Here is a 3,624-nt window from a genome sequence, read left to right as displayed (position 1 = left end):
TCAACAATCGCGGTGCAATCAGTCATCAGCACGGAGTTGGTAAAGATCATGCTCCTTTCCTTCCAAAAGAGAAGGGCGAGTTAGGAATGCACCTCATTAAAACTGCTTTTGCAGCCATGGATGAGAAGGGCTTATTGAACCCGGGAACCCTGATAGAAGATGACAGAGTAAAAAGCCTGTTCGACTAGCTTTTTTGCAAGCTCGGCTCAATTTACGGTCCAAAAAAATTATAACTTTTCAAACTCTCGGCGTGACAGCTGCGATATGACGACGACGGAGGTAAGCCGTGTCACAAGATAAACAATATGCATCCTCTATTGCTTATTGGGCGCCAGGTGGCCGAGCGTTAGCCTTAGATGTGCTGCGCTCTGGAAAGGCTTGGGACTTGGTGATTGTTGGTGGCGGGATTACCGGTGCCGGAATCTATCGCGAGGCTGTCGCGCAGGGTTTGAAAACCCTCTTGATAGAGCAAAAAGACTTTGCCTGGGGGACTTCATCACGTTCATCAAAAATGGTTCATGGCGGACTGCGGTATCTGGGAAGTGGACAATTTTCCTTAGCTAATGACTCGGTCAAAGAGCGTCAGAACTTGATGGATGAGTTGCCCGGTTTAGTTGAGCCTTTGCCATTTATTATGGGGCATTACAAAGGTGTTTTTCCCGGGCCTTGGGTGTTTAACAAACTTTTGGCTATTTACGACTACATGGCAGGGAAGCGCTATCGGCAGTTTTTCAAACGAGGCATATTAGACTTTTTAGTCCCGGGCTTGCTTACCAAAAAGTTAAAAGGCGTCACTCAATTTGCTGACGCTTCTACCGATGATGCTCGTTTGGTTTTACGTGTATTGGAAGAGGGCAATCGCGACGGCGGTGTTGCGATCAATTATCTGCGAGCAGAGCAAGTAAGCAAGGACGAAAATGACAGAGTCACGGGCGTCTTGCTGAAAGACCAACTGAGTGCTGAACAGTTTGAGTTGCAGGCAAATGTTGTCATCAATGCTGCCGGGGTATGGACAGATGAACTTCGACAACAGCTCGGTGAAAACAAAGTAATAAGGCCTCTGCGTGGCAGCCATTTAGTTTTGCCTCAGTGGCGCTTGCCAGTGGCGTATTCTGTGAGTTTTTTTCACCCGAAAGATAAGCGGCCAGTGTTTGCTTTCCCCTGGGAAGGTGTGACGGTTGTCGGGACAACGGACCTTGATCACAAGCAAAGTAGTCGAGACGAGTCCAGCATAAGCGCTGGCGAAGTAGCGTATCTGTTAGCTGCTGTGAATCAGCAATTCCCAAATAGTTTGATTTCTGAAAGCGATGTTATAGCGACGTACTCGGGTGTTCGCCCTGTTGTCAGTAAACATTCTAGCAAGCAAGAAGCTGACTTGAGTAAACCGGCAAAGCCTTCTGATGAAAAGCGTGAACATGTTGTCTGGGATAATCGAGGCATGGTGAGCGTTGCAGGAGGTAAGCTGACGACTTATCGTTTAATCGCCTTGGATGTGCTTCAAACGGCGGCGAGATATTTAAATCGGAAACCTGAAGACTTTAAGTCGAGTACACACTTTCCTGAGACTGACCATGTAATGGCTTCAGCTCATATCAATGCACCTCAGATTCGTAGGCTAAAAGGACGCTATGGCTTTGGCGCAGAACGTATCGTTGAGCTGGTAGATAGGAAACCTGAGTTAGCAGACAAAGTCTTGACTAGTGATACCATATTCGCTGAGCTTGTTTATGCCTGTGAAACTCAACTAGTCGTGCATTTAGACGATCTAATGCTGCGCCGCACTCGTTTAGGACTTGTTCTTCCTAAAGGTGGTGAGGCCGTGCTTACTCGCGTCAAGGCTCATTGTTTGGAAGCTTTAGGCTGGGATGAGCCTCGTTGGGATCAGGAGGCGAGCAGGTATCAGCGTATTATTAGTGCTCATTATTCTCTTCCTGTCGAAGAAGCCAAAAAAGAAGAGCGGGTGGTGTGATGAGCGAGCAGTATATCTTCACCATTGATAACGGTACTCAAAGTGTTCGGGCCATAATATTTGATACCCAAGGTAATTTGATCGCTAAGGGCAAACAAGAGCTCGAGCCTTACTTCTCTAGCCAGCCGGGCTGGGCTGAACAAGATCCAGAGTATTACTGGTCTTCATTAAAAAAAGCTTGCGATAAACTATGGGCTGCAGCTGATATTGATCGTTCCAGGATTATTGCAGCAACGGTCACCACGCAGCGCGGTACGGTCGTTAATGTTGATGAGCAGGGAAGGCCTGTGAGGCCAGCCATTGTCTGGCTAGACCAGCGTAGGGCAGAGGTAAAAGGGGATGTGCCCGGTTTTTGGAAGTGGTTGTTTAAAATCGCCGGGGTTGAAGATGTTGTACATCGATTTCGAGAGAAATCGCAGGCATTATGGATTTCCCAGAGCCAGCCTGAAATATGGCGCAAGACACATAAGTTTCTGCTGTTATCAGGCTATTTGAGCTTTAAGCTAACGGGAGAATTTAAAGACTCTGTTGGTGCCCAGGTTGGTTACATTCCCTTTGATTATAAGAAGTTAAAGTGGGCTGCTGAATCAGACTGGCGTTTTAAGATTTTGCCTTCTTTGTGCAAAGACATGTTACCTGAGCTGGTAGATCCTGGGGAATCATTAGGTGCTTTGACCAAAGAGGCAGCAACTCATTTGGGGCTAGATGAAGGCTTACCTATCATTGCCTCGGCGTCTGATAAAGCCTGCGAGATTATCGGCTCTGGCGGCAACCGGCCTGATATCGCTTGTATGAGCTATGGCACGACAGCGACAATCAATACAACTAACTCTAAACATATTGGACCGATTAAATACATGCCGGCTTATCCGGCTGCAATTCCAAAGTACTTTTCATCCGAGATTATGATTTATCGCGGTTTTTGGATGGTGAGTTGGTTCAAAAAAGAGTTTGGCCTACGAGAGCAAAAGATAGCCGAAGAGAGAGGCATAGAACCTGAACAGTTATTTGATGAACTGGTGAATCAGGTTCCGGCGGGCTCGATGGGGCTTATGTTGCAACCATACTGGTCACCGGGTGTGCGCGACCCTGGGCCGGAGGCAAAAGGCGGTATTATCGGGTTTGGTGATGTGCATACTCGCTCCCATATCTATCGCGCTATTCTGGAAGGTTTGGCTTACGGCTTAAAGGAAGGCATGCAGCGTCTGGAAAAGCGAAACGGGCTTAAGGTGAAAACCTTGCGTGTCTCGGGGGGCGGCTCTCAAAGTGATGCCGCGATGCAATTAACTGCTGATGTCTTTGGTATGCCTGCAGAAAGACCTCACACCTATGAAACCTCTGGCTTAGGGGCTGCCATTGATGTTGCTGTTGGTTTAGGCGTTTATGCAAGCTTCGATGAAGCCATTGAGAATATGGCGCGTGTTGGCAAGGTGTTTCAGCCAAACCCTGAACGAGTTAAGTTGTATGCTCGTTTGTATAAAGAAGTTTATTTGAAGATGTATCCCCAGCTGCAACCACTTTATAAGACAATTCGCGATATTACAGGTTACCCTGAGTAGTTTGGGATCTGTATTTCAATAGTAGACAGTATAAAAATGAAAGAGTAGACTCATATTTCTGGTTAAAAAAAGATCAGTGTTGTTCTTATTCCGTTG

General features: G+C 47.0%; 3 protein-coding genes. All 3 read left to right on the top strand.

The features are described 5' to 3' along the window. Positions 1-188 (top strand): FAD-linked oxidase C-terminal domain-containing protein (locus A3761_RS11415; protein WP_304439610.1); only part of this gene is annotated, 188 nt, incomplete at its 5' end. Between the two features lie 98 nt (positions 189-286). Continuing rightward, positions 287-1,969 carry a glycerol-3-phosphate dehydrogenase/oxidase gene (locus tag A3761_RS11410; protein WP_197470275.1) on the top strand — a complete coding sequence of 561 codons (1,683 nt, stop codon included), beginning with the start codon at positions 287-289 and terminating at the stop codon, positions 1,967-1,969. Further along, positions 1,969-3,528 carry an FGGY-family carbohydrate kinase gene (locus A3761_RS11405; RefSeq protein ID WP_068516483.1) on the top strand — a complete coding sequence of 520 codons (1,560 nt, stop codon included), beginning with the start codon at positions 1,969-1,971 and terminating at the stop codon, positions 3,526-3,528. The genes A3761_RS11410 and A3761_RS11405 overlap by 1 nt, the downstream gene beginning before the upstream one ends. Positions 3,529-3,624 lie beyond the last annotated feature (96 nt).

Source organism: Oleiphilus sp. HI0123 (assembly GCF_001635315.1).
This window is presented reverse-complemented; position numbering and strand designations above follow the sequence as displayed.